Below are 21585 nucleotides of genomic sequence, written 5' to 3'. Positions count from 1 at the left end.
CCAATAGATGCGAACCTCTGAAAACGGGGTTCTTTTTTGTTATTTTCAGACCGATTGTTTCAACCTTATTCCTATGCTAGACAGGGTTGAACGCTATTCTTAAAAATTGATAACAAATTGTCTTAATTTTTTGTTAAATTAACACTTTTCTTTTTCGAACGAGGCGTTATACTAGGAATAACCTTCTGGAGGAATGGAAGGCAATATAGAGAAAGCGAGGTGAAAATCTATTCATCACGCGATGGATAGATACACGAAATGGAACAACTGAAAGTACAAGGAGTCTCATCGTTCACCAAGTTTGCGACGAATGGAAAAATGCTGAAACTTAAAGATGCTCACGCAGGAGAACAGCGCATTTCACTACAGGATGCGACGGATATTCAAGTCTCTCTGCTCGACGAAGACCATTCGCGCTTCACTATATTTGGTCACGCTCACCCTTTGGTGGAGCTGATCCTTCCTCACAATTCTTGTGAAGTCCTCTATGCTTGGTTACTACACAAGATGAAACGACAAAAAATCAAACTCGCTTCGAACGCGTAAAAAAATGAGGTCTTGTCTCCATATGGGAGAAAGACCTCATTTTTCACATTATGAGAACAATGAAACGAGCCAACTGACTAGAATGCCCACAATAGCAAAGTCAGAGTCTCCAAACGTCGTACTTTCAAAACCTAAGTTCCCTAATAGCGGAAGTAACAAAGCCGGTAAGAAACTAATCAGAATTCCGTTAGCAATCGATCCAAGAATCGCTCCTCGACGTCCACCCGTAGCGTTCCCGAATACTCCCGCTGTCGCTCCTGTAAAGAAGTGAGGTACGAGACCCGGGACGATGACCGCCAAACCAAACAACGGTAATAGAAACATCGAAAATAATCCAGCGGCAAAACTTGCAAGAAATCCAATAATGACAGCGTTTGGTGCAAACGGGAAAACTGTCGGACAATCGAGCGCAGGTTTTGCGTTCGGAACCATCTTATCAGCAATCCCTTTAAAGGCAGGTACGATTTCGGCAATCAACATGCGAACCCCCGCAAGTACGATATACACGCCTGCTGCAAAAGTAATGGCTTGGATGATAGAGAAGACGATATAGTTCGACCCATCTGATAATTCTGTCTCAATGAACGCAGGACCGGCAAAGATTGCGACGACCACGAAGAGTAAGGTCATCGTCAACGAAACTGCTACCGACGTATCACGTAAAAAACCAAGTTGTTTCGGTACTTGAATCTGCTCGGTTGAATGCTCTTTGTTTCCCGCATATTTTCCGATTGTCCCTGAAACAAAGTATCCGAGTGACCCGAAATGTCCAACTGCAAAATCGTCAGAGCCAGTAATTTGACGTACAAAAGGTTGAAGGAGTGCCGGGAATAAGACCATACAGAGTCCTAGCAATACCGATCCGACAATGATCAATAACGTACCATCGAGTCCTGATACGGATAAAATTGCTGCTAGTAAGCTTGCCATAAATAACGTATGGTGACCTGTCAAGAAGATGTATTTAAATGGCGTGATACGTGCGAGCACGATATTCATAACCATACCGAACACCATGATCATTGCCGTTTCGACACCAAACGCATCTTGCGCAACCGCAACGATCGCTTCGTTGTTCGGAATGACCCCTCGGATACTGAACGCTTCGTCGAACATCTGTCCGAATATGTCGAGTGCCGCAATGATGACGCCGGCACCCGCCCCGATAATCACAAACCCCATGATTGTCTTCAATGTACCAGAGACGATTGAAGCAATATCTTTCTTCTGTAGAACGAGCCCAATCAAAGCGAACAGTCCAACCAATATGGCAGGTGTCCCCAATATATCTCGCATAATCAAATCAAGCATGAGCGTTCCCCCCTAATAAAATTTCATCTATCTTAAACTTTTCCATCTAGTTTTGATTTAATTTCTTCAATATTCATCACGTTCTCGAGTGCGACGATTTCTTTTGAACCATCATCTAACGTTCCGATGATATCCTGAGCTCCGAGATAAATATCTGCTGGTTCAGTTCGTGCCGTCGCCAGGTCTGTATGAGAGACATCCGCCTCTTTCCCCATTTGTTCGAGTGCTTTTTTTACGTTCAATTCCATGATAAAGCTCGAGCCTAATCCATTACCGCATACCACTAAAATCTTTTTCATTATTCTTCCTCCTCTGAATAGCGATTGAGTACCTCAACAATATCGTCTACTGTGTCTGCTTCTAAAAGAAGTGACACGTCCTGTTCATTTCCTAATAGCTCGGTCAACTGTGCAAGGGCTTTTAAATGAGTCGTTTGATCGATTGCCGCTAGGACAAAGAAAGCACGAACCGGTTTCTCTCCAGGAAAGAATACAGGTTTTGTTAACTTCAGCACACTCATCCCAAGGTGATTTACACCATCTTCCGGTCTCGCATGAGGGATTGCAATTTGTGGCATGAGCACGATATACGGACCATGTTCTATGACGTTCTCAATCATCGTCTCAACATAACGAGATTCGATTGTTCCATTATCAACAAGTGGTTTGGCCGCGAGACGAATGGACTCCTGCCAATCCGATACTTGATCGTCAAGTTGGATTTCTTTTTTTGTTACGAGTTGATTTAGCACGGGTTGTCCCCCTTTCCATTCATCTTTCATCGGTTCATCTTGTAGCAGATGTTTCAATTCTTTTCTTAGTTGCGCTTCTTGATGGATTGTTGCATATTTCTTCACCACTTCGAGAATATCTGCGACTTCCATTCGGGCGACGCTCCCATTTGCGATGAAGCGCTGTTGGATTTGGCGCTTTAAGGCAAGCTGTTCTAGCCTTGTCGGTAGTGTCGGAACAAGCGTCACGTGTGCTTGTTGTTGAACCACTAGCGGCAATGGCACCGTCGTAAAAATCAAATCGACAAGCGGTGCAAACTCCAAGACATCCCGTTGCGAAATTGGTGGCAGAAATACAAAGTCAGGAAATTGATTTTTCAAAATGTGATCGAGCATATGCGAAACGCTAATCCCGCTTGGACATACGACAATCGCTTTCATTTTTTCATCTAGATGTTGCCCCTGTTGATGAAGATGGGCCGCAAAATGAAGAGTGAAATACATGACTTCTGAACTTGGAATTTTCGTCTGAATTTGGTCTCGAATCGGGTCGAGAGAGCGGTCGACAATTACATTTAGTACACGGTGCTCCTTCATCACATATCGTTCCAATTCATCTGACGGCATAATTTCGGTATGGACACGATTGAGCGTCGCTTTCGCATGGAGGACTAGTTTTTCACATAACGCTTCGCGTTCGATTACACGTGTACAACTCAAACCTTCAAAGCGCTCAATCACCTCAATCATGATAGACGCAAGATTTTGCTGTACCAGCTCATCCATTTCTTCCGACACTTTTGAACCACCTTGAATTAACATCATCAATGTCTCCCACAGCTGTGGAACATCTTCAAAATTGTCTCGGATTGATGCATCGACTTTTTCTGTCAACCAGGAATCGTCATCTTGAACATATGCGTCAGGTGATAACCTAGACCCAATCATCAGAAAATATGCTAATTTTTCACGATGGCTTTCGACAAACTGAAACTGATTCAAGTTTTCAAAATGTTCAATCTGTCCGATCCGTTCCATAAACTCAACTTGCCAAGAATCGAAACATAAATCGAGTAATTGAGCGAACGTTGACTTCTCAAGCAATTGTTCAATTGTTCGGTACACGTATAATGCGACCGTTTGGAGATGACCGTTGAACCGATATCCTTCTTTCCTCGTATAAGAAAAATCAATCCCGAATTGGGCCGCCTGCTTTTTAACGGTGTTCAAACTTTCTTGGACCGTATACTTGGAAACATCTAATAGGTGCTGAAAATGAAAACTGGATAGAAATTCGACTTGGGTCATCGCGAATAGCGTGATGACAAGCTCTCGTTCTTCTTCTGACCAGACTAATTCGGCGCGCTCGACTTGCTCGATTAGCGCCTCTGTCACGGTCAATTCTATTTTTGTTCCGTCCATCTTCAAATTCGATAGTCCGTTTCCGACGAGCCATTCTTGTATACGTTCCAATTCATATTCGACTGTCCGTCGAGAATATGGAAGCATCATCGTCAAGGTGTCTAGTGTCATTTGCTTTTCATGCAAGATGACATTTAAGATTCGTTTACTTTTTTCATTCAGTTGCATAGTAGAGGCCTCCTACACCTGTAGTATAAAACGAAATCAATCACAAAATGTAAGCGGTTACGACTGACTTTTGGGAACTTCGCCCACAAACTTCTGTCTCTTCATGAATGCATAAAAAAGAGACGAGTGAATCTTTATATTCATTCGTCTCTTACCATTATGAATTCGCAGTGACCGGGTTTCTGCGATAAATCGTCACGCCACCATGCTTGGCCTCTCCTACTACTTGAAAGAGCCAGCCTTTCTCAATCAAAATGGTTCGAACGGATAAAAAATCTTCGCGTGGCACGTTCACTTCATCCACTTGTTCGTCCAATAATTGTTGAAATGTCATTTCCCAATCAGTCATGTTGATTCTCCTTACGTAAGTCTTCATCATGCATCCATTCAAATAGACGACGTCCTGATTCTAAGCGGTCCGCCTTATCCAACAATGCTGTCGGGACGATCCGCGTCGCCTCAATCGACTCATCTCCGGCAAAAACGACTGATTCATTCGTCATCTGTTCAATATACTGAAGCGCGAACAATAAAATCGATTTTTCTGTTTCCAATCCGCTTTCCCGTATCACAACATCAAATGACTCATCTCGTTTATTGTCCACTAGTAACGTCCGCCCCCCGTCGAGTAGAGCCAACGACGGCACAGCATCGACATGAAAAACTTCATATGAACGATAGGTGTGCTCATCACACAGTAAAAGGGGAACAAAACGACGTCGACCCGTCCATTTCTTTAACTGGAACAAAATTTTCATCGAGGTGAACCATGTCGCCCCTTCTCTATCTTTTTCCACTAATATCGTGGGAACTGATGCATCATCAGCTTCTTTCTTTTGAACGAATAACCATTTTGCTACATCTACCACAACGATCAAACCGTTCTCCTCCTTATGATCCATTCAGACAATGCAATCATCGTCAACGCAACGAGCCAACCGCCAAGCACATCACTAAAGTAATGAACGTTTAAGATGACTCGGCTGAGCGAGACCGCAAGGACGAGGCACAAGAGAATGAAGATGACGACTCTCGACTGTTTCTTTCGATACAGTACATAAGCTGTCAATCCATATAGTGCAAGCGATCCTGAGGCATGTCCGCTCGGAAAACTGTATGTCGTTGCATCGAGTGATGCATCAATGAGCGGTCGGTCGATTCCGTAGACGAGCTTCAGCACTTGAGTAAACAGAAGTGTCCCGATTCCGACGAGCGCTAGGCGCCACGCTTCGATACGGTCCCCACGCCAATACCAGAACAACAATCCTAATATGGAGAGTCCCACAATGACTTGTGCACTCCCGAGCTCTGTCACGTAGGCAAACACTCGATCCGGTAGCGGCTGTAACCATTCATATACGAATGTGTTCATCGGATCGACCGCCCCTAAAACGACAAACACCGACACGATCACATATGCGACCGTCCCGGTGATGACCACCATCTGCGGTGTCCACTTCATCAATACAACCCTTTTCTTTCACGCATCTCTTCTTCTCCGAAATCGACCATATCTCGTAACCGGTGCGCCAATCGTCCTGAAGCGTTGGCAGCGATGGCACCGACGAGATCGTCCATGAACGTATGCACTTGCCCATCATCCATCTTCGTGTCGAGTTGTTTGATGATACCGATTTTTGCCTTGTCTAAGTATCCGAAAGTCGTAACGGCAATCGAACCATATGTGTTGACGGCACCGATCGCAATCGTCTCGTCCACTCCAAATAAACCTTCGTCTGAGGCGATAATCGACAGAAGCGGTTCAGATAATTGCCCTTTTTCAGCCAACATATCGAGCTCTGATCCCACGAGAATCGCATGTTGTAGTTCACGTTTATCAAGAACCGCCTCGACAGAATCCATACAATCTTTTAGAGAAAGATGCGGCGAATAGGGTGCCTGCATCTGGTATACGATTTCAGCAATCGATTCAATTGTGACCCCGCGTTCGAGCAAACGAGCACGAGCCGCTTCTCGGACATCACGTGAGTGTGGTACGTGTTTCATAATAGGCGCAGGATCGAAATCCCGCTTCACATCCCTTCGTTCAGAGAGTCATCGTCTCTCTATATGATATAACCATTATACTGAAAAATTGAAAAAAGACGAACCCTGCTTTGACTTCCCACATTAAATCGGTCATCATTAACATGTAGGTTAAACGATTAAAGGGGGAAGAGGAATGAAGATTGGGGTAGTCTTATTTCCGTCTAAACAAGTGCAAGATTTTGCGAACTCTTATCGAAAACGCTATGACACAAAATATGCGTTGATTTCACCTCACGTGACCATTAAAGAGCGGACAGAGGTGTCAGAAGAAGACTTGCCGAAAGTACTCGAGTACTTGCAACAAGTTGCGGATTCGACTAAACCGATTCAGTTGAAAGTCGATGGCGTCCGGTCTTTCGCACCGACGAACAATGTCTTGTATTTAAAAGTGTTACCGACACGTGATTTGTCGACTCTTCAGCAACGACTGCATGAAGGTGTGCTCAACCAAACACCGAAATATGAATTCTTGCCGCACATCACGATTGGTCAAGATTTGACCGATGCCGAGCTGTTCGACGTCCTCGAACGTATGCGTATGGAGCAGGTTCATTTCGAAGAGACGATCACTCGGATGGCCGTCATGTATGAACTCGAAAATGAAACATGGAACGTCTATGAGACGTTCCGTTTCCGAGGCTAACCTTATATGCTCCGGTCGACATAGCGACCGGGGTTTTTTTCTTGCTCTTCTTCAAGCCATTCTTCACGTCGAGGTCGGATTCGTTGGACACGTTTGATTCGTGTCACCGGTTCGATGCTTGCTCGACCTGATGGCTGGACTTGTCGGTTGACGTATTGTACGACAGTAAAATCAATCTGATAGGGACCCATGATCTGACCTCCTTCATAGGTCCTTACCCGATTTATTCACGAGGTAATACAAAAATGGCGCATCACTGCGCCATTCCCCAAACTTATAAAATATGGTATCCGCTATCTACGTGAATGACTTCGCCGGTCACGCCACTTCCCATCCCCGAGAGGAGGAAGAGACCTGTCGAAGCTACTTCTTCCGCCGAAACGTTTCGACGCAATGGCGCCTTCTGTTCAAGCTCAGAAAGGATACTGTTGAAATCACCAACCCCTTTGGCTGACAATGTACGAATCGGCCCCGCCGAGATAGCATTGACACGCACACCATGTGGACCGTATTCGTTCGCCAAATACTTGACGCTCGAATCAAGTGCCGCTTTGGCGACACCCATCAAGTTGTAGTTCGGAACGACACGCTCGCCGCCGAGGTAAGTGAGTGTGATCACCGAGGCGTCTTGTGCGAAGTAAGGCTTCGCCGCTTTCACAACTGCCGTCAAACTATATGCTGAGATGTCTAATGCCTGCGCGAACTGACCACGTGTCATTTCTGAGAACTCACCGCGCAATGCTTCTTTGTCAGCAAATGCGATCGAATGCGCGATTCCTTGAATCTCGCCAGCTTGTTCGTGAATCGAACGGAATGTTGAATCAATCGCTTCGTCATTCGTCACATCACACTCAAGTAGAATCGCTTCTTGTTTCAACTCACTCGCGAGTGACTCGAGACCCGATTTGAATCGTTCTGCCGCATACGTTAACACGAGCTTCGCCCCTGCCTCATCAAGCGTTTTGGCAATCGCCCATGCAATCGAGCGCTTGTTGGCAATCCCCATGACGACGTACGTTTTATTCGTTAATGTTGGATAAATTGACATCATAAACTCCCCTTTTTAGTACCTGGTGATAATATCTGTTCTCAGATTACAGAAAGGTTTCTGTTTTGTCAACCGACTCGTTACGTATTGCGATTTTTTTAAGTTGCGGTAAGATAAAATACGTATAGAAAGGGTGATTCGACTCCATTATGAACCGTATACAATCATATTTTAAAAGTTTAGATACGACACTGTTGACCATCGTCTTCCTATTGATGATCATCAGTCTCGGTGCAATCTATACCGCTCAACCGATGTTGCCAACGCGACTTCAACATATCAACTTCGCTCTTGAACAAGGCATTCGTTATGTCATCGGCTTTTTTGCAATGTTCGCGATCATGACGATTGAATATGAGCAACTCCGGAAAATCCATTGGTACTTATACGCATTCGGTCTACTTCTGCTCGTCGGTCTGATTCCGTTACGTGACACGTCGCTCGTACCGAACATCAACGGGGCGTATGGTTGGTATAACGTGCCTGGATTCAGTTTCCAGCCGGCCGAATTCATGAAGCTCTTTTTGTTGATTTCTATGTCGACCATCGTCTATGAGCACAATAAACGTTACGGATCGTCACAACTCGATACATGGCTCCTCGTGAAACTGGTACTAGTCGCCATCCCGCCGCTCGGGCTGATTGTGACACAACCGGACTTAGGGACCGGGCTCGTTCTGATGACGATGCTCGGCGCCATCATCATCGTCTCGGGAATCGGTTGGAAGTGGCTTCTTGGTCTCTTCAGCGCTGCGGCTTTGACCATCGGCACATTCATGTATCTGTTCTTTGCCCATTTCGAAGTCTTACAAGCATTCGTACCTGGACACGCCCTCAACCGCTTCCAGGCCTGGATTTATCCTTACGAATATTCAGATGATCTGGCATTCCAATTAATCAAATCGCTACAGGCGATTGGTTCTGGACAGATGTTCGGAGCAGGATACGGCCAGGGTCTCGTCTATTTACCGGAATCTCAAACGGACTTCATATTTGCTGTTATCGCAGAACACTATGGGTTCATTGGCGCAGCTCTCGTGATCATCGTCTTCTTCTTATTCCTCTATCGGATGATTCACATTGCGTTAGAGTCTAGTAGCGCGTTCGGAAGTTATATCGTCACCGGTGTCATCGCCATGTTCACGTTCCAAGTGTTCCAAAACATCGGTATGACAATCGGTGTCTTGCCGATCACTGGACTTACCCTCCCGTTCGTCAGTTACGGGGGAACAGGGATTATCATGAACATGATTGCCATCGGTCTCGTCATGAACGTGGCTTCTAAATCAAAAACCTATATGTTTGATGATGATTGACAAAATCCCTCAAGGTTTTACCTTGAGGGATTTCTTTATACAGTTCGAAAATCTTCCGGAATTGGCGCATCAATCTGAATCTCATCCCCTGTCATCGGATGAATGAATCGCGCAGACGCGCTGTGAAGGGCGTGACGGGGCATACGAGTCGTCCCCCCATACATGGAGTCCCCAATGAGCGGATGACCGATATGGCGCAAATGCACGCGAATTTGATGGGTCCGTCCCGTCTCGAGTCGAATCGTCAATAACGAGCCGCTCTCAAATGGCTGACATGCGAGGATATGCGTGATGGCGTGTTGTCCCTCAGTTGTCACGACTCGCTCCATAATCGAATTCTCGGCACGCCCGATCGGTGCTTCAATCGTTTGTGGTGTCACTTCTTCTTCGACCAATGCCTTGTACGTACGCACCAATCCATTCGCTTTCTGAAGTTCACTAAATCGATGATGAATAAATCCATACTTTGCAAACAAGACGACACCGCTCGTGTCGCGATCGAGCCGATTGATCACGTGAATCGCAGATGACAGACCGATGCGTTGATAATAGCCGAGTACAGCGTTCGCAAGTGTATCGGTCGGATGTAGTCGTGATGGAATCGTGGCAATCCCTGCCGGTTTATCGACCGCCAACAGCGTATCATCTTCATACAGAATTCGAATAGGCCGATCTGAGGCGACCATATCGAGTGAAGGGGCTTCAAGCGGGAATCGCACCATCACTTCATCTCCTGGTTCGAGTTCATGTCTTACGGTGCGGTGCACGCCATTCACTTCAATATCCCCTTCATGCTTCACGAGCGTGAGCATCTTTCGAGAAATCCCCATATCTTGCATTAAAAAGTCGCGAAGTGGGACGGCTTTCTCCACAACGCGACGAATCGTAAACCCTTGCATTCGTTACTTTCCTTCCTCGATGAACGATTCGCGAACTCGGCGCCAGAATGGGAAGGGCCGGAAGCGAGCGAACGTCACTTTTTCTTTTGCGACCGCACATCGAATCGAGACGACATCCGACCAGGACAACGCTTCTTGATGGTCAAACGCCAATTCAAATTCGGTTTTCGTGTGCGGTTTGATTTTCACTTGATGGTGTTTTGGTAAGAGAAGCGGTGCACCGATCGTTCGATACACTAGGTTGTTGATTGAAGCCATCTCAGTCACTTGAATGGCTTCAATCGATGGGTGAACGATTGCTCCACCGAGTGCCTTATTGTAGGCGGTCGAACCCGATGGTGTCGAAATACATAATCCATCTCCACGGAACGTTTCAAAGTAGTCGTCTCGAATCGATAAATCACAGACGAGCGTGCGCTTGTAGTTCTTAATCGTGCAATCATTCATCGCCAGTCGACGATCAGTCTCCCCGTCCTCATAGTCAATGAGCACCTCAACGAGCGGATAGGAGACCGGCTCGAACGATTCGCTCGTGATCATCTCGGTCAATTCATCCAACTCATCCGGTTGCCAATCGGCATAAAAGCCGAGATGCCCGGTATGAATCCCGACAAGTAGCGTTTCATCGAGTCGGTCGATGTATTTATGAAACGCCTGTAACATCGTCCCGTCCCCTCCGACCGATACTACGATTCGGGGCTGTTCCGATAATGTATGCCCGGCGGCTTGAAGTTTTTCAGTCAGTTCCTGAGCGATCTCCGCTGATCGCGTATCTCCCCTCGATACAATCGCAAACTGCATATCGGTTTCCCCCTAGTCTTCGTCCGTTTTCACGTTCATCTCTTTATCCCGAAACACTTGCTGGGCGTCCTGAATTTCAACGCGGAGTTGGCTCATCTCGGCATCGAGTAAAAAGGCCGCCTCGGCTGCGCGTCTCAATCGTTCCTGCACTTCAAGAGGCATGTCACCATCATATTTATAATTCAATGAGTGCTCAATCGTGGCCCAGAAATTCATCGCAAGCGTGCGGATTTGCACTTCAACGAGCGTAGGGATTTCACCGTGAATCGTCTGAACCGGGTACTCGATGATGACATGATACGATCGATAGCCCGAGTCTTTCTGATGGGTAATGTAATTGCGTTCTTCCACTATTTTAAAATCTGTTCGACGATGTAGCAAATCCAAGACGTGAACGATATCATCGACAAATTGACACATGATTCGTAATCCCGCTATATCCTGCATATCCGTCGCCAATTCATGGTCAGCGATATTTTTTCGTTTCGCTTTCTCGAGAATGCTCCCGACCGGCTTCACTCGACCTGTGACAAATTCAATCGGAGAATGGTCATTTTGGGACTTGAATTGCTTTCGAACGGCTTTCAATTTGACTTTCAACTCGTCTACCGCGATTTGATACGGTACTAAAAACTGATCCCAGTTCACTGATTGCATACGCTGTCACCACTTTCGTTCTTTTCCGGAAAAAACGCGTCCTTTCCGTATGTATCCGTTTGTATGGTATCATAAACGAACAATTGTTCATAGAATGGAGCGATGATTCATGACCCAAGAAGTGGAAATTGAATTTAAATCAATGTTGACGAAAGACGAGTATGAGACACTCCTACGTGCCTATCAGCTTGATGACCAAGTTCGTTGGCAGGCGAATGATTATTTCGACACTCCTTCCTTTCAGCTAAAAGCGAACGGGGCAGCACTTCGCATTCGCGAGAAGAAACATGGTCAAGTGCTGACGTTAAAGCAACCCAACGAGGTCGGCTTACTTGAGACACACGCCACAATTACAGAAGATGAGGCTGAGGATTTGTTTAAGTATGGAATCATTCATGACGAGCAAATGAAGCAAGCATTGGCTCCGTTTCAGCTAAATGCACCGCTTGAGCATCTCGGTCGACTCGAGACGAACCGGGCAGAGCTCCAGACAGAAGACGGTCTCCTCGTTTTGGACGAAAGCCATTATTTGGAGACGACCGACTATGAAATAGAATTTGAAGTGACGAATGAAGAAGAGGGAAAACGTGCGTTCGAAGGACTTCTTGAAAAACATGGTCTCCCCTATCGTCCCGCTAAAAATAAAATCGTCCGATTCATGGAATTAAAAATAAGTCGGTTGGAAGGTTGAGCAGATACATTGCCAACCTTTTTTTTTCGTTGCTACAATGAGTTTACAAAGTTAAATGAGTTTTTTGACGAGAGGAGGCGACACAAATGGAACTTGAACAATGTAATGGGTCATCCTGTTCACTGGAAGAAACTCCTATTCAAGTAACGTATAAGCCATTGGAGTTATTCTATTTCATGGACATCTCAAGTCCTGAGAACTTTCATGTGATGACACTGATCAAAAAGTTAGAGATTGAATACGGACACGTGATTCGTTTTCGAATGGTCTCTACCGTTCCTAGCTGTGTTGGCGGATGTCAGGAAGAAGTTCGCCTTCTCACCATGATCAAAGCGCTAGAATTACAAGGGAAACGTCATGCGATGCGCTTCTTGCGTCATTTGCATGTGAATGATCTATTCTCTGGTGAACAACTTGGTTCAATCGATTTATGGGAAATCGCACGTTCTTTCGAAGAGTATGGCCTTGATTTAAGTGAACTCGAAGCCGATCTTCAATCGAACCAGCTCTTGAATGCACTAGCTGTCGACCATCAAGTGTTGAAAGATTGGGAGATTGAGTTATTGCCCGCACTCACATTCGTGACGCGCGATGAAGCATTGAAGATTGAAGGGGTTTATCCGTACGACGTCTATCAATCGGTCATGACTGAATTGTTAGGTTATGCACCGAGCCGTTCGACCGATTGGGATGTAGCCAAAGTGTTGGCACGCTATGATGCGTCGACCATAACAGAGCTTTCGTACATTCTAGACTTGGATAAGACGGTGATTGAACGCGAATTGAAGAAACTCTCCCTACAACAGCGTTGCCGTCCTGTGCCAGGATGTAGCGGTGAAGCGTGGGCTCAAACGAAATAAAAAAGAACCCCATGGCCGGGGAGCCATGGGGTTTTTGACGTCTCAAGCGGGGACAAGAGACATCGAACCTTGAGGCCCGGGGAAGGCCTACAAGATGGGAGAAAGTTTACGGTCAATAAAGGGGTTTGTGATTGATTTCACACTTATAATATACCTAGTGCAGAATCATCTGACAACCTCTTTGTGCATATTGTCACATATTATTCACGAGAACAATAATGATTCCATTTCATCAAGAACCGCTTCGAACTGATCGAGCGCTTTTAATACCGGCTCCTTCGTCGTCATATCGACGCCAGCCGCCTTCAACACCTCGATCGGATAGTCACTAGAACCCGCCTTCAAGAAGTTATCGATATAACGACGCACGGCTGGCTCCCCTTCTTCCATGATCTGTTGTGACAGTGCAGCAGATGCCGAAATCCCTGTCGCATATTGATAGACGTAGTAGTTGTAATAGAAGTGCGGGATGCGCGCCCACTCATATGAAATCTCTTCATCGATGACAATCTCGTCTCCGAAGTAACGTTTGTTCAACTCGAGGTATGTTTCATTTAAGTACTCCGGAGTGAGCGATACGCCTTCTTGAGCAGCTTGATGAATCATGTGTTCGAATTCAGCGAACATCGTTTGACGGAACAATGTTCCACGGAACGTTTCAAGCTGATTGTTCAACAAGTAGAGACGTTCTTCTTTCGCTGTTCTCGTTTTCAACAAATGGTCATTCAACAAAGCTTCGTTCGTCGTCGATGCCACTTCTGCAACGAAGATCGAGTAATCGCCATACGGATATGGTTGCGATGCGCGCGTGTAATGACTATGCACCGAGTGTCCGAACTCGTGTGCAAGCGTGAACAAGTTGTTGACGTTATCTTGCCAGTTCATCAGGATGAACGGTTGCGTATCGTATGCTCCCGAGGAGTAAGCACCGCTACGCTTACCGCGTGTCTCTCGAACGTCGACCCAACGCGAACCGAGACCGTCTTTGACGATTTGGACGTACTCTTCTCCGAGTGGTGCCAAACCATCTACCATCCATTGTTTCGCTTCTTCATACGATACTTTCATTTCGACATCTTTGACGAGCGGTGTGTAGAGGTCATACATATGCAACTCATCTAAGCCGAGCGCTCGCTTACGCAACGCGACATAACGATGTAACAAGTCGAGTCGTTCGTTTACCGCTTCTACAAGCCCGTCGTATACAGACTCGGGAATCGCATTATGATGGAGCGCGGACTGTCTTGCACTTTCAAACTTACGGACAGTCGCATAGAAGTTATCTTTCTTCACACTTCCTGACAATGTTGAGGCGAACGTATTCAAATATTGCGCGTACGTCCCGTACATCGCTTTAAATGCCCCTTCGCGAACGCTTCGGTCAGCCGATTCAAGGAACGTGATATATCGACCGTGCGTCAACTCAACTTCTTCCCCTTTTTCATTTTTCACTTTCGGGAATTTTAAATCTGCGTTGTTGAGCATACCGAACGTCGAGCTCGATTGACCGAGCACATCTCCGGCTTGTGCCAAAATCGATTCTTCCGCCTCCGTCAACACGTGTGGACGCTCTAGTGCCAACTCATCGAATGCATGACGATAAACGCGAAGTGACTCATTCTGCTCCATGAAGGTTTCAATCTGATTCTCATCAATCGAGAGCAACTCAGGTGTCATAAACGCGAGTTGTGCTGAAACTTGAGACGCAAGTGAGCCGGCACGATCATTCAATGCTTGATAATGGCTATTCGCCGTGTCTTCGTCATAGCGCATATGAGCATACGTATATAGCTTATGTAACTGACGTGAGAGATCGTCCCGAAGTTGCAACGCTTCGTGCAACGTTTCCGCCGACTCCCCAAGGCGTCCTTTAAATCCAATCAATGCCGGCACTTTCTCTTTTAACGCTTGAAAATCCGATTCCCAAGCCTCGTCATTGCTGTAGATGGTTTCTAAGTTCCATGTTTCTTCCACTGGAACTTGCTGTCTAGTCAATACCTCTGACATACGTCCACTTCCTTTTCGATGATTAAGTCGATTGTAAAATCAATCGCTGAAGTCCTTGAAACAAACGTGTATCGTGATGTCTGGCCTCCTCGTAATGCTTTGGATGCGGCCATGACCTGACATCACAGGATAGACGACTCGCATTCAAGAGTTGTTTCCATTGTACATGAAATGACTGGGAAAAGTCGCTTGTCGGTGTCACTCCAAATTGTCGACATGTTTTTTGAATACTCCATTCCACGGAATCGCGCGGTGACTCGTATCGATTCAAATAATGCACGGTCTGAAAATCAATCGGATGTACACGGATTCCCCAAAGCGATGAAAGCGGAAGGTAACAGGCGGTCGGTAATAATCCGGGTAACAGACCAAGTGGATAGAGCCGATTCAATATGAGCCGTCGATTTAGCGGAGACGGATAAATCGGCGACATGCGTTTACGACGAATCATCTCTATCCATTCAAAAGCATCGAACCGATAATAGGCTTCGTACGGTGACGTGTTCACTGAAGATGAGATTTCCCAGTTTCCGATTCCATACTTGATCGAAATCGGAAATCCATTGAAGCGAAACAATCTCCCATTTTTCACCGTCAACAACCGATGTCGCTGAAAAAGTTCTAGACGCATCCACGGTTGAAACGATTGATTGCTTCTCAAATCGAGACCGCTCGCAATCCAAACCACATCAAACCCCGCTCGTCGATAATCATTCGTTCGTTCGGCGTATTCTTCAGGTCGTAAAGGAGATGCCTGAATTTCGAACACGGTATGCTGCCCATCCATGTTCGTGAGGATGTCAGCCCGACGATTCTTAATCGTCACTTCTTGCTCGACAGGATAGCCATTCTCTTGAAGCCACTGGCATATTGCCCATTTATCCTGATGATGCATGACCGATTCAGCTCTCCCACAGGTGTGGATATGCGCAAAATGCAGCCGTTTCTTCACACCTTGCTTCACAATCAATATTTCCTGACAAGTCGGGCATCGAAAAGGAGCACGTTGCTCTGCTTGCATCCGATTTAATGTAAAGGAATCAACGATATCCCCTTCCCGATCGATTGCAAACCGCATCTTGCTCCCTCCTCATAACAATGGTGAAAACATTCTGGCTAATGATTCAACGAGCTTGATAAAGAATGACCGTTTCGCGAACTCTTCTAATACGAGTTCGTGTGACCCTTCGAAATCATCATATAAGTCTTGTTTCAGTTGATGGACTGAGTTCGTGTTATAGAGGAGCGCATTGACCTCGAAGTTCAAATGAAAGCTCCGAAAATCCATGTTCGCTGTCCCAATCGTGGCTAATCCATCATCCACCACGATGACTTTTGAATGCATGAATCCCTTCTCATATAGATAGATTTTTACCCCGGCGAGTAACAGTTCTTCATAATAGGACCGACTCGCGTAGAACACGATTTTATGGTCGGGATAACTCGGTAAGACGATGCGGACATCAATTCCTGATAATGATGCCGTCTTTAAGGCACTCATAATGTCTTCATCCGGAATCAAGTAAGGTGACGAAATGTAGACAGATTTTTTTGCAGCATTGATGAGTGAAAAGTAAATGGATTTCATCGTCTCATAAGGTTCATCCGGTCCACTCGCAACGATTTGAACCCCTCCGCTCGCACTTCTTACCGTCTCAAGCGGCTCTAGATAGAACGGTGTGAATAGGCGTTCCCCGGTCATATAATACCAATCTTGCAAGAAAATCAGTTGCAGTTCAGATACCCCTTCTCCTCTTACATACAGATGAGTGTCGCGCCAAAATCCGAACTTAGAGTGCTCACCCAAGTACTCATCCCCTACATTCAAGCCACCTGTGAATGCCTCGGTACCATCGATGACCACGATTTTTCGGTGGTTTCGATAGTTCGTCTTACTCGAAACGAGTGGCAATACAACTGGAAAGAATGCCTGGACTTGGACACCGGCTTGCTTCATCTCTTCAAAGAACGTGCCACTCGTATGAATGGACCCGACCGCATCGTACAAAAACCGGACTTCGACCCCCGCCTTCGCCTTTTCAATCAAGATTCGCTGTATTTCCCGAGAAATACGATCTTCCCGAAAAATATAATACTCTAGATGGATGTGTCGGGACGCTCCTTTCAGAGCCGGCAATAACTTCGAGAATTTTTCACGGCCGTTCGTCAAGATTTGGGTATACGTATTCGATGAAACAGGTAATTGGTTCAACGAAGAAGTAAGATGCATCAGCTTCTCATAATCGTCGTGGGCGAACATAAGAGACGGCGACAACGTCATCGCTTTCTGACGATAGGCCAAGTATGTCTCTTCATCAAGCATCGCTTTTTCTTTGAACATACGTTTACGTCGATAGTTCTGGCCGAATACAAAGTATGCAAATAATCCGATGACTGGAAAACCAATCATGACGATTGCCCAAATGAGCGTACGTTGTGGATTTCGATTTTCAAGTAAGATGACGAGTAATATACTGAACGTTGTCAAAAAGACGAGAATCGAGAACAATCCAATTACTTGTGAGCTCCAGTAATACGACAATATCGCAATGAGTCCTGCGAGCAAAATGAGGGAAAAGAGTACTTGTATGCGTCGCAACATATTATAAGCTGACCTCGTTTCTGTCATGTATTATCATTAATTATACATCGTAACGTCATCTTTTTGAGGGGAGCGAATGAATTATGGGGACTTTTCTGATCACAGGTGCGACAAGCGGGATTGGTCGCGCCGTCGCTTTACAGTTGACTGCTAAGGGGCACCGAGTCATCGGGATCGGTCGGGATGAAACAAGAGGCACCTCTCTCGAGTCTGATTCAAATGGACAAGCCACATTCATTCGATGTGACCTTGCTTCGACAGAGGACATCGACCATCTTTTCTCTCAGTTGAAAGAGCAAGGTGTGACCTTGAACGGATTATTTAATAACGCCGCTACTTTTGGTAGACCGGGCACACCTGAACGTTTGACACATGAGTCGTATAACGAGGTATTCGATGTCAACTTGTATGCGCTGAACACCGTCACACAACGTGCCATTCCCCTATTTGACCAAGGAGCGAGTGTCGTCAACAATGCCGCCATCGTTGGGCACGTCAAGTTTCCACCGATGCTCGCGCACTATGCCGCTTCAAAGGCGGCCGTAATAGCCTTAACTAAAACGTTCGCACACCGAATGAAAGGAAAAGTAAGATTCAATGCCGTTTGTTTTGGACCGATTGACACACCGCTCAGTCACAAGCTATATGGGGGTGAAGCAAAGTTCAAAGAGGCGATGACCCACCATTTCCGGGGACATGCCGCACATCCTGAGGAAGTGGCGCCGGTCGTAGAATTTTTATTGACTGATGCTTCAACTTACATTAACGGCCAAGCCATCACAGTCGATGGCGGATATACATTGTCTTGAACAGAGACCACCTCTTCTTTAGAACAGGTGGTCTCTACTCATGTCGTCATCTTTTTAGCCCGATTCATCTTATTGCGCAAATAGTTCTGTTCTTTCGCATGAAGACGATCCCAATCAATCACATCCGCAAAATATTGAATCATGTCCTCAAATGTCGAATCGAGTGTTTCATGTGCTTGGAGGCGCGCCATTCGAATCGCCTCGAACACGGACCCCATCACAAAGATATCTCGGCTCGCATAAGTCTGCATCGGCGATAGCGATTCAAATAGAATCGTCTCAAGCGTTTTTCGTTTCACATGCCAGTCAGACTTCCCGTTCGAATACAAAAAATCACCATCTGGTAATTCACAAAGTTCTCTTAAAATATCCCCGATGTAATGAATCGCATGAATTGCCGTGTTCGGATCATTGATTCCTGGAGAGATTCCTCTTAGCGCAATCTCACTCAATTTTTCAACCGCAAATGACGGGTCTTGCATCGAAGAACGAACTTCGCCAATCTCAAACAACTCGATGTCCGGCACATCCTCACCCTTCCAGAATCCGAGTAAATCACCTTTAGCAACGAAATCCCCGACGGCTACGACGGACTCAAAGTCCGTTTCTTGATCTCCTTGCTTCTCTCTTAAAAACAATCGGATGTACCCTGTTCGCGGAGCTCGTACCGCTTGACCATCGAATGAATGGACGGATCGAGGCAGGACGAGATGAACCTCATCCGACTCAATCGCATCTTTTTGCTCGCTGATGACAGAGAGCGCTTCTTTATGTAACGCGGATAATAGACGTTCCGCCTGAATCGAAACACTGATCGTCTGGATGAACTTGACGAATGCCCAAATCGAACCAATAACTAAGAGTACACTGATCCCGGACGACAACACGACGCCTTCATCTGCCGTACGGACGAGGAATAAGTTCGAAATCCCATAAACCGTCGTCATGATGAAAAGACCGAGCGTATGCTTGGCCGACGAGTTCGTCAAAAAGTTATTGATCGTCCGGGGAGAGAACTGAGAAGAATATGTTGTCAATACGACCAGAATCGTGGAAAAACTGAACGTCATCATCGTCATCAGGCTCGTAAATGTCGAAGACAACACAGACGCCGCTGAGTCCAGGTCTAAATAAATAAAGTCTGGTAATAAATCACGAAAGAAATCCCCAAACACTTGGGTTAATGCCGTTAATACGATGCCACCCATTCCGTATAAAAATGGGACAAACCATGCACTGTCATCAAGTAGTAATCGAATTCGTCTCACCATACCAACACCTCTTTACCGTCGATTTGAAAAAATCGCCTGTCCAACTGAACAGGCGATGTGTCATTAGAAATAGTGACGCACTTTCGCAAAGACGTCACCATCGAGAATGAGTTTTCCATACTCTTCAAGCATTGGTTGCGTCTGTGTGCTGAATGTTAAATATTCTGCTAAAAGACTGAGTGCATTCTCTTCGTCTTCCGGTTCCATTTCATCCGGGAAATCAATCCACAAGTAGTAACGGTCCTGATAGTGGTATAGTTTCAAATCAAGATCGCTGAACATGTCTCCTGCGCGTTTACTCAGCGAAATGATTGCCTCGAAATCATTTGTTTCCATCGCGAGTGGTGCCCAAGCATCTGCCTCGGCTTCAAGTTCATCCAACTCACTCAATTGGTCGAGTACCGATTGTTGATCCCGTGCCTCATCGATTGCTGATCGAAGAAGCGAACCGAGTTCAGAATCGTCTTCCGTGTCCATTACATTTTTCGCGATTGTCACAGTCACTTCTAGACCTTTTTCAAAAGCTTGTACTTGAATCCATAGTGGACCATCAAACGAGATGTCTTCACGTTCGTGAGCCTCGTCCATCATTTGCCAGAACAGCTGCTCGCCTCGTTCTCGATTGTACCAAATTTCATCACGAGCAAAACCACGTTTCTCGATATCCACGTATGTGATGAAAAATTTGACGGTATTATCATTGATGCGCTCAATTTTCACGATTGTCCACTCCCTTCTCACCTCGCTCCCAATTCACATAAGGAGGAGAGGGGAAATTGTCTTGTTATCTTTGTACCCTTTTTAACATCGTTCAATCTAGATGAAGGGTTATAACTTTATTTTATAGGAAATAATCGATAATAAAAAGCACACTGCTTAAACAGTATGCTCTCATTCATTCACAAGTCGCTGGGCTTCCTGTAATTGGAACGTCCGAACTTTACGTGGCAAGAATCGACGAATCTCATCTTCGTTATATCCGACCTGTAAACGTTTCTCATCAATCAGAATCGGACGACGTAAAAGACCTGGATATTCTTGAATCAAATCGTAAAGCTGTTGAAGAGATAACGCATCAACAGACACATCGATTTTAGAAAAGACTTTCGAGCGAGTCGAAATGATTTCATCCGTCCCGTCTTCTGTCATACGTAAAATTTGTTTAATCTCATTCAATGAGAGCGGTTCTGAAAATATGTTTCGTTCTGTAAACGGGATATCATGTTCTTCGAGCCAAGCCCGTGCCTTTCGGCAAGATGTACAGCTTGGAGACGTATAAAGTGTGACCATTTTTCTTCCTCCCTGATCGAGTATGCGTCCATCTTTTTAAGTGACTCTATTTGTATACCCAAATTCGCATCCACTTAATTATAGTAATTCTTATTTATCAAAACTTCAATGATATTCTTTATCAATCAGATATGAAAAGAGGGCGCATTCGTTGAATGCGACCTTGAACGACCTAACTTAAGACGCAGGGATTCGAGAAACCGGTTGAGACACCGTCTCTTTCCCTGGCTTGACTTGTAAGTCTTTCAACTTTTTCTTCAATACTTCTTTCAAAAGTCTCTTTTTCTCTCGCAGAACTTTGTCACGTTCTTTCATGGCCTCTCACCCCCCATACAGCGTAAGGAACCGCCCGAGCATTACGGATTCTGAAAATCTTGAAGTTGCACTATATCTACATTTAAATTATAGCACACTCGTTTGTGAAATGTGAATCATTCTTACACGTTCATCTCAAATTTACACGGA

25 protein-coding genes are annotated in these 21585 nt (G+C 45.6%); 6 read left to right on the top strand and 19 right to left on the bottom strand.

What is annotated here, in order from left to right:
- The first annotated feature begins 258 nt into the window (after positions 1–258).
- Positions 259–546: a hypothetical protein gene (locus OKS35_RS01715; protein WP_074037396.1), complete on the top strand. Its 288-nt coding sequence runs from the start codon at positions 259–261 to the stop codon at positions 544–546.
- 48 nt (positions 547–594) lie between these two features.
- On the opposite strand, the gene OKS35_RS01710 is transcribed toward OKS35_RS01715, so the two are convergent.
- From OKS35_RS01710 to OKS35_RS01680, 7 genes are all read right to left on the bottom strand, one after another.
- On the bottom strand, positions 595–1857 hold the full coding sequence (locus OKS35_RS01710; RefSeq protein WP_074037398.1) for a PTS ascorbate transporter subunit IIC: 1263 nt from the start codon (positions 1855–1857) through the stop codon (positions 595–597).
- A gap of 32 nt (positions 1858–1889) precedes the next feature.
- Positions 1890–2156, bottom strand: a complete 267-nt coding sequence (locus OKS35_RS01705) for a PTS sugar transporter subunit IIB (protein WP_074037399.1) — start codon at positions 2154–2156, stop codon at positions 1890–1892.
- Positions 2156–4177, bottom strand: coding sequence for a BglG family transcription antiterminator (locus tag OKS35_RS01700; protein WP_214691106.1), 2022 nt, complete (start codon positions 4175–4177; stop codon positions 2156–2158). The genes OKS35_RS01705 and OKS35_RS01700 overlap by 1 nt, the downstream gene beginning before the upstream one ends.
- 157 nt (positions 4178–4334) lie before the next feature.
- The gene (locus OKS35_RS01695) at positions 4335–4526 is read right to left on the bottom strand and encodes a hypothetical protein (protein ID WP_074037402.1); all 192 of its coding nucleotides are present in this window, start codon (positions 4524–4526) and stop codon (positions 4335–4337) included.
- A complete protein-coding gene (locus OKS35_RS01690) occupies positions 4519–5055 on the bottom strand; it encodes a hypothetical protein (protein WP_214691107.1) in 537 nt (178 codons plus the stop codon). Before OKS35_RS01690 ends, OKS35_RS01695 begins: the two co-directional genes overlap by 8 nt.
- A complete protein-coding gene (locus OKS35_RS01685; RefSeq protein ID WP_074037404.1) occupies positions 5052–5639 on the bottom strand; it encodes a phosphatase PAP2 family protein in 588 nt (195 codons plus the stop codon). Before OKS35_RS01685 ends, OKS35_RS01690 begins: the two co-directional genes overlap by 4 nt.
- Complete coding sequence (locus tag OKS35_RS01680) at positions 5639–6184, bottom strand: phosphatidylglycerophosphatase A (RefSeq protein WP_015881233.1); 546 nt, start codon at positions 6182–6184, stop codon at positions 5639–5641. The genes OKS35_RS01685 and OKS35_RS01680 overlap by 1 nt, the downstream gene beginning before the upstream one ends.
- A gap of 175 nt (positions 6185–6359) precedes the next feature.
- Between OKS35_RS01680 and OKS35_RS01675 the strand changes: the two genes are divergently transcribed.
- The gene (locus OKS35_RS01675; RefSeq protein WP_015881232.1) at positions 6360–6869 is read left to right on the top strand and encodes a YjcG family protein; all 510 of its coding nucleotides are present in this window, start codon (positions 6360–6362) and stop codon (positions 6867–6869) included.
- 2 nt (positions 6870–6871) lie between these two features.
- Here the strand turns inward: OKS35_RS01675 and OKS35_RS01670 are convergent, their stop codons facing one another.
- Positions 6872–7060: a hypothetical protein gene (locus OKS35_RS01670; protein WP_015881231.1), complete on the bottom strand. Its 189-nt coding sequence runs from the start codon at positions 7058–7060 to the stop codon at positions 6872–6874.
- A gap of 83 nt (positions 7061–7143) precedes the next feature.
- Entirely contained in the window at positions 7144–7917 is a 774-nt protein-coding gene (gene fabI / locus OKS35_RS01665; protein WP_074037406.1) for an enoyl-ACP reductase FabI, read from the bottom strand.
- 149 nt (positions 7918–8066) lie between these two features.
- On the opposite strand from fabI, the gene OKS35_RS01660 reads away from it, so the two are divergent.
- The gene (locus OKS35_RS01660; protein WP_031421494.1) at positions 8067–9233 is read left to right on the top strand and encodes an FtsW/RodA/SpoVE family cell cycle protein; all 1167 of its coding nucleotides are present in this window, start codon (positions 8067–8069) and stop codon (positions 9231–9233) included.
- A 35-nt stretch (positions 9234–9268) separates the two neighbouring features.
- On the opposite strand, the gene OKS35_RS01655 is transcribed toward OKS35_RS01660, so the two are convergent.
- The 3 genes from OKS35_RS01655 to OKS35_RS01645 are packed head-to-tail and all read right to left on the bottom strand — an operon-like array spanning position 9269 to position 11590.
- Positions 9269–10132, bottom strand: a complete 864-nt coding sequence (locus tag OKS35_RS01655) for an RluA family pseudouridine synthase (protein WP_214691108.1) — start codon at positions 10130–10132, stop codon at positions 9269–9271.
- A gap of 3 nt (positions 10133–10135) precedes the next feature.
- On the bottom strand, positions 10136–10933 hold the full coding sequence (locus OKS35_RS01650) for an NAD kinase (RefSeq protein ID WP_264092369.1): 798 nt from the start codon (positions 10931–10933) through the stop codon (positions 10136–10138).
- A 12-nt stretch (positions 10934–10945) separates the two neighbouring features.
- Positions 10946–11590: a GTP pyrophosphokinase family protein gene (locus OKS35_RS01645; protein WP_015881226.1), complete on the bottom strand. Its 645-nt coding sequence runs from the start codon at positions 11588–11590 to the stop codon at positions 10946–10948.
- A 109-nt stretch (positions 11591–11699) separates the two neighbouring features.
- On the opposite strand from OKS35_RS01645, the gene OKS35_RS01640 reads away from it, so the two are divergent.
- Together OKS35_RS01640 and OKS35_RS01635 are read left to right on the top strand one after the other, a co-directional pair.
- A complete protein-coding gene (locus tag OKS35_RS01640; protein ID WP_074037412.1) occupies positions 11700–12281 on the top strand; it encodes a CYTH domain-containing protein in 582 nt (193 codons plus the stop codon).
- Between the two features lie 86 nt (positions 12282–12367).
- On the top strand, positions 12368–13141 hold the full coding sequence (locus OKS35_RS01635) for a DsbA family protein (protein ID WP_074037413.1): 774 nt from the start codon (positions 12368–12370) through the stop codon (positions 13139–13141).
- Between the two features lie 204 nt (positions 13142–13345).
- Here the strand turns inward: OKS35_RS01635 and pepF are convergent, their stop codons facing one another.
- Genes pepF through cls form a run of 3 tightly spaced genes read right to left on the bottom strand, consistent with a single transcriptional unit; the run spans position 13346 to position 17750 of the window.
- Positions 13346–15148: an oligoendopeptidase F gene (gene pepF / locus OKS35_RS01630; RefSeq protein WP_264092368.1), complete on the bottom strand. Its 1803-nt coding sequence runs from the start codon at positions 15146–15148 to the stop codon at positions 13346–13348.
- Positions 15149–15170: 22 nt separating this feature from the next.
- Positions 15171–16226, bottom strand: coding sequence for a competence protein CoiA (locus OKS35_RS01625; protein WP_264092367.1), 1056 nt, complete (start codon positions 16224–16226; stop codon positions 15171–15173).
- Between the two features lie 12 nt (positions 16227–16238).
- A complete protein-coding gene (gene cls, locus OKS35_RS01620) occupies positions 16239–17750 on the bottom strand; it encodes a cardiolipin synthase (RefSeq protein WP_015881221.1) in 1512 nt (503 codons plus the stop codon).
- Between the two features lie 83 nt (positions 17751–17833).
- Here cls and OKS35_RS01615 point away from each other — a divergent pair, with 83 nt between their 5' ends.
- Entirely contained in the window at positions 17834–18559 is a 726-nt protein-coding gene (locus OKS35_RS01615) for an SDR family NAD(P)-dependent oxidoreductase (protein ID WP_074037417.1), read from the top strand.
- 38 nt (positions 18560–18597) lie between these two features.
- Here OKS35_RS01615 and OKS35_RS01610 read toward each other — a convergent pair whose 3' ends face one another.
- From OKS35_RS01610 to OKS35_RS01595, 4 genes are all read right to left on the bottom strand, one after another.
- A complete protein-coding gene (locus OKS35_RS01610) occupies positions 18598–19830 on the bottom strand; it encodes a DUF2254 domain-containing protein (protein WP_264092366.1) in 1233 nt (410 codons plus the stop codon).
- Between the two features lie 63 nt (positions 19831–19893).
- Positions 19894–20550 (bottom strand): adaptor protein MecA, encoded by a 657-nt coding sequence (mecA, locus tag OKS35_RS01605; RefSeq protein ID WP_074037420.1) that lies wholly within the window; start codon positions 20548–20550, stop codon positions 19894–19896.
- Positions 20551–20721: 171 nt separating this feature from the next.
- Positions 20722–21120, bottom strand: a complete 399-nt coding sequence (spxA, locus tag OKS35_RS01600; RefSeq protein ID WP_015881217.1) for a transcriptional regulator SpxA — start codon at positions 21118–21120, stop codon at positions 20722–20724.
- Between the two features lie 177 nt (positions 21121–21297).
- Complete coding sequence (locus OKS35_RS01595) at positions 21298–21435, bottom strand: hypothetical protein (RefSeq protein ID WP_015881216.1); 138 nt, start codon at positions 21433–21435, stop codon at positions 21298–21300.
- Positions 21436–21585: the final 150 nt, after the last annotated feature.

The organism is Exiguobacterium sp. N5, from assembly GCF_025842465.1.
Lineage (GTDB): Bacteria > Bacillota > Bacilli > Exiguobacteriales > Exiguobacteriaceae > Exiguobacterium > Exiguobacterium profundum.
The sequence above is the reverse complement of the archived record's forward strand: the minus strand, read 5'-3'. Positions and strand labels throughout refer to the sequence as shown.

Bases quoted from the DNA above. Each gene is read 5' to 3' on its own strand.
- OKS35_RS01715 (WP_074037396.1), top strand. From the start codon at position 259: ATGGAACAACTGAAAGTACAAGGAGTCTCATCGTTCACCAAGTTTGCG.
- OKS35_RS01710 (WP_074037398.1), bottom strand. From the start codon at position 1,857: ATGCTTGATTTGATTATGCGAGATATATTGGGGACACCTGCCATATTG.
- OKS35_RS01705 (WP_074037399.1), bottom strand. From the start codon at position 2,156: ATGAAAAAGATTTTAGTGGTATGCGGTAATGGATTAGGCTCGAGCTTT.
- OKS35_RS01700 (WP_214691106.1), bottom strand. From the start codon at position 4,177: ATGCAACTGAATGAAAAAAGTAAACGAATCTTAAATGTCATCTTGCAT.
- OKS35_RS01695 (WP_074037402.1), bottom strand. From the start codon at position 4,526: ATGACTGATTGGGAAATGACATTTCAACAATTATTGGACGAACAAGTG.
- OKS35_RS01685 (WP_074037404.1), bottom strand. From the start codon at position 5,639: ATGAAGTGGACACCGCAGATGGTGGTCATCACCGGGACGGTCGCATAT.
- OKS35_RS01680 (WP_015881233.1), bottom strand. From the start codon at position 6,184: ATGAAACACGTACCACACTCACGTGATGTCCGAGAAGCGGCTCGTGCT.
- OKS35_RS01675 (WP_015881232.1), top strand. From the start codon at position 6,360: ATGAAGATTGGGGTAGTCTTATTTCCGTCTAAACAAGTGCAAGATTTT.
- OKS35_RS01670 (WP_015881231.1), bottom strand. From the start codon at position 7,060: ATGGGTCCCTATCAGATTGATTTTACTGTCGTACAATACGTCAACCGA.
- fabI (WP_074037406.1), bottom strand. From the start codon at position 7,917: ATGTCAATTTATCCAACATTAACGAATAAAACGTACGTCGTCATGGGG.
- OKS35_RS01660 (WP_031421494.1), top strand. From the start codon at position 8,067: ATGAACCGTATACAATCATATTTTAAAAGTTTAGATACGACACTGTTG.
- OKS35_RS01655 (WP_214691108.1), bottom strand. From the start codon at position 10,132: ATGCAAGGGTTTACGATTCGTCGCGTTGTGGAGAAAGCCGTCCCACTT.
- OKS35_RS01650 (WP_264092369.1), bottom strand. From the start codon at position 10,933: ATGCAGTTTGCGATTGTATCGAGGGGAGATACGCGATCAGCGGAGATC.
- OKS35_RS01645 (WP_015881226.1), bottom strand. From the start codon at position 11,590: ATGCAATCAGTGAACTGGGATCAGTTTTTAGTACCGTATCAAATCGCG.
- OKS35_RS01640 (WP_074037412.1), top strand. From the start codon at position 11,700: ATGACCCAAGAAGTGGAAATTGAATTTAAATCAATGTTGACGAAAGAC.
- OKS35_RS01635 (WP_074037413.1), top strand. From the start codon at position 12,368: ATGGAACTTGAACAATGTAATGGGTCATCCTGTTCACTGGAAGAAACT.
- pepF (WP_264092368.1), bottom strand. From the start codon at position 15,148: ATGTCAGAGGTATTGACTAGACAGCAAGTTCCAGTGGAAGAAACATGG.
- OKS35_RS01625 (WP_264092367.1), bottom strand. From the start codon at position 16,226: ATGCGGTTTGCAATCGATCGGGAAGGGGATATCGTTGATTCCTTTACA.
- cls (WP_015881221.1), bottom strand. From the start codon at position 17,750: ATGTTGCGACGCATACAAGTACTCTTTTCCCTCATTTTGCTCGCAGGA.
- OKS35_RS01615 (WP_074037417.1), top strand. From the start codon at position 17,834: ATGGGGACTTTTCTGATCACAGGTGCGACAAGCGGGATTGGTCGCGCC.
- OKS35_RS01610 (WP_264092366.1), bottom strand. From the start codon at position 19,830: ATGGTGAGACGAATTCGATTACTACTTGATGACAGTGCATGGTTTGTC.
- spxA (WP_015881217.1), bottom strand. From the start codon at position 21,120: ATGGTCACACTTTATACGTCTCCAAGCTGTACATCTTGCCGAAAGGCA.
- OKS35_RS01595 (WP_015881216.1), bottom strand. From the start codon at position 21,435: ATGAAAGAACGTGACAAAGTTCTGCGAGAGAAAAAGAGACTTTTGAAA.